Annotated in this window: 4 protein-coding genes and 1 pseudogene; 1 reads left to right on the forward strand and 4 read right to left on the reverse strand. The window is 29.6% G+C overall.

From position 1 onward, the window contains the following. Together HMPREF2930_RS00270 and HMPREF2930_RS00275 are read right to left on the reverse strand one after the other, a co-directional pair. Positions 1 to 245, reverse strand: a pseudogene (locus tag HMPREF2930_RS00270) (hypothetical protein); the annotation flags it as partial. Positions 246 to 395: 150 nt separating this feature from the next. After that, the gene (locus tag HMPREF2930_RS00275) at positions 396 to 1094 is read right to left on the reverse strand and encodes an LPXTG cell wall anchor domain-containing protein (RefSeq protein WP_017175396.1); all 699 of its coding nucleotides are present in this window, start codon (positions 1092 to 1094) and stop codon (positions 396 to 398) included. Between the two features lie 163 nt (positions 1095 to 1257). Here HMPREF2930_RS00275 and HMPREF2930_RS11140 point away from each other — a divergent pair, with 163 nt between their 5' ends. Next, positions 1258 to 1356: a type I toxin-antitoxin system Fst family toxin gene (locus tag HMPREF2930_RS11140; RefSeq protein WP_000491388.1), complete on the forward strand. Its 99-nt coding sequence runs from the start codon at positions 1258 to 1260 to the stop codon at positions 1354 to 1356. A gap of 176 nt (positions 1357 to 1532) precedes the next feature. Here the strand turns inward: HMPREF2930_RS11140 and HMPREF2930_RS00280 are convergent, their stop codons facing one another. Both HMPREF2930_RS00280 and HMPREF2930_RS00285 read right to left on the reverse strand, forming a co-directional pair. Continuing rightward, the gene (locus HMPREF2930_RS00280) at positions 1533 to 2444 is read right to left on the reverse strand and encodes a hypothetical protein (protein ID WP_017175395.1); all 912 of its coding nucleotides are present in this window, start codon (positions 2442 to 2444) and stop codon (positions 1533 to 1535) included. Between the two features lie 418 nt (positions 2445 to 2862). Further along, a partial coding sequence (locus HMPREF2930_RS00285) for a recombinase family protein (protein WP_083313648.1) occupies positions 2863 to 3148 on the reverse strand: 286 nt, incomplete at its 5' end.

Below are 3148 nucleotides of genomic sequence, written 5' to 3' on the forward strand. Positions count from 1 at the left end.
TTTTTTTCTTGTTTTTTATTATCATTTTTTTCTTTATTTTGTTTATTACTACTTTCTGAATTATCCGCACTATCAGATGTGTTAGTTTTTTCGTCAATTTCATTTGATGCTTCATTATCTTTGTTTTCTGAGGTGTTAGTATCACTAGAATTATTATCATTGTGATGTTCTGAATCGTTATTATTACAACTCACTAAAATTACCGATAAACTAACAATTAATATAGGTAAAATGATTTTTTTCATATTACAACTCCTTTTCAGTATTTCAAATTAGATTATGTTAATATTTTTTCAGCAAGAAAACGTAAATTACATGAGTTGAAAAATATGTATTAAATATATAATAAAATAACCACATGTTTTACATAAACACGGTGGTTATTTTATCAATTTTTATATTGCCTTTTTTCTGAATATTAAAAGACTTATACCTAATATTAGTAGTCCAGAAGCGCCAATTATTGACAATATATCACTTTGGTTGCTTTCTCCTGTTTCTGGTAATACTTGAGAGTTTGAATCTTGATTTTTCATTCCTTCAGAACTCTTGTTTTTATTTTCAGTTACAGGTGTCAACACACCTTGAGGTGTATTAATAGTTTTATTTTCTTCATTAGCTATCTTTTGACTTTCATTTTTTACAATTTGATTATATTTTTCTGTGGATACACTATTAGGGTTAGGAACATGACTTTCTAATTCTTGGTATTCTTCTTGAGTCATACCATTAGGTATCACCCCTCCGAAAGGTCTTTTACCTTGTTGAGTTCTCTCATTATTTTGTATATCAGTACTTTGTGATTGATATTCATTAAATACACTTGAAACTTTCTCATTATACTCGATTTGAGTTAATTCCCCTGAATCTTTCTGTTTAGAAAGTTCACTTATTTGATTTTGTGCAGATTGTGGGAGGGATGAAGTATTGAAGTCTACATTAGCCCAACCATCTCCATTTGTATCTGCGCTATTTGGTAAGTTCTCTCCGTATACGGTTTTGGCACCATCCTCAGCATTGGCTGTCGCTGAAAAACCTGTGAATGTTAATGAGCTAGCCAATAATAAAGTTGGAAGTAATGATCGTTTTTTCATAAAATTATCTCCTTTAATAGAATTTGTATTTTCATTATCACATAGATACATTAAACATAAAATGACTTATCGGAAGTGCATATGCTTAACAATTCACAAATGATATAATATAAAAGTCGTCGTTCTACTTCTGTGCTGGTTTAGCATGGAAGGAGGTGACACCATGTTCAGCATCATATTTGTATCTATAGTAGCTCCTATTATAGTAGGGGTTATAATCACGTTGTTTTCACATTGGTTGAATAATCGTGATAAACAATAAAGCGACGACACAGTAATAACACCAAAAAGAGCCCGATAACTACTGGAATAGTTATCGGGCTCGGTGTTTACCATGTTCAACACATATTTGTTATCTAAATTATAACATCATAGTGTGGAGGAATGCAAAATTGAATAATTAGTATGTTAAGTCTATACTATACTGATTAGTAAGTACTAATTATCATCTTTGTTATTGTTACGCCTTTCATTGGCTTTTGAATCTAATTCTTTTTGAAATTTTTTGTGTGATTTTGAAGAAGTGTTTAAAAAGAAATAGGTCATATTATCCATACGATGTCCTTTTATAAATTCATTGATAAATTGTTTTTTTGTCATTTTTTTGGTTGTATTACGTTGTTTTTGCAATCTAATGATTTCTTCTTCAATGTATACTCTTATCATCAAATCTAAACTAGATGTCTGATTATAAGTAGTGAATAATTTTGGAACTAATAAAGTTTTATTACCATCAAAAAGAAATGGAGTGAAATCATAAGTTTCCCATATACCGTTAGTAGAGAAATAATAATATGTCACAGTTTCTTTAGAAAGAAACGATTTCATTTCTGGAAATGACTGAATCATGGATTTATTAAAATCAATTATAACATTCATGATTATATTACTTGTTAAATCTGATAATTTATCATCACCAAAATTTCTGATTAATGGTGCTTTTTGAGGTATTGTTAATCCGTCATCATTTAAGATAATGGAAAGAATATCTTCATTCATAAATAGATTAATCAATTCAGATGCTGTAGTACCTTTTCCTGTATTACCTTTCTGAGAAAAACCTAAGCGTAAATGGTGTGGTTCTGAAAAATGAGAGAATAATTTTCTAAATTCATTACGCTTTTGGGTATCAGAAAAATCACTAAGATGTATATCGATAATTTTTTCAAAAAAAACATCAATTTGCTCTTGTGCTCTTTGAGCCAAAGTCGCAACTTTTCCAACTTCTCTATTAGATATTACTTTAATAAGGTTTGGGTCTATATATTGAAGAGTGTCTTCTTCAATAGAAATATTTAAATAATCAGTTGATTTAGCATCATGATTGAATTTGGTACATACTAGTGTCACTCTATATCATCCTTCTGTAAGTTTTTTGTTTACTTCCAATATAGAATGATGTATTATTGTAATTGTCGATTTACAATAAGTTGTTATTCTAGGTGGAAGTTTATTGCTTTTGATGTATAGATAGACTTAACCTTTTCATTATAGCATACTATAGAAGAAAATGCAAGCAAAAGCATATAAACAACATTTGTTGTTTATATGCTTTTGCTTTTTTGTTAATTGGAGAGGACAAGGTGAATATTAACAGTCAAAATCCAGTTATGTCGGTTAATGAATCGATGAAAATTTTCAAAGCTCAAGTAATGCTTAGAAATTTAAAGCTATTAAGCGAGTGGATTGTTAAAGGGGACTGAAGTTAAAGACACTTTTTAAGAAGATTTTTCAATTAAAGGGTATATTAAAACTTTAATTTAGTACTTTATATTTTTCTTGACTCTTTAATAATCCTATATACAGTAGAACGACTCACTCCTGTTTGTTCAGCAATTTCTTCACCAGACAGCTTTTGTTCATCATATAAGAATTTGATCTCTCTTTTCTTATGATCTGGTAGTGAAGGTCTTCCACCTTTTCTCCCTCTTGCTCTTGCAGCTTCCAAACCTTTTTTAGTTCGTTCACTTAATAAATTAGCTTCAAGTTCAGCGAATGCACTCATCATGGTAAAGAACATCTTGCCCATCGCATCTTTCGTTGACACATTCATA

It is taken from the genome of Staphylococcus sp. HMSC068C09 (genome assembly GCF_001813735.1).
Taxonomy (GTDB): domain Bacteria; phylum Bacillota; class Bacilli; order Staphylococcales; family Staphylococcaceae; genus Staphylococcus; species Staphylococcus hominis.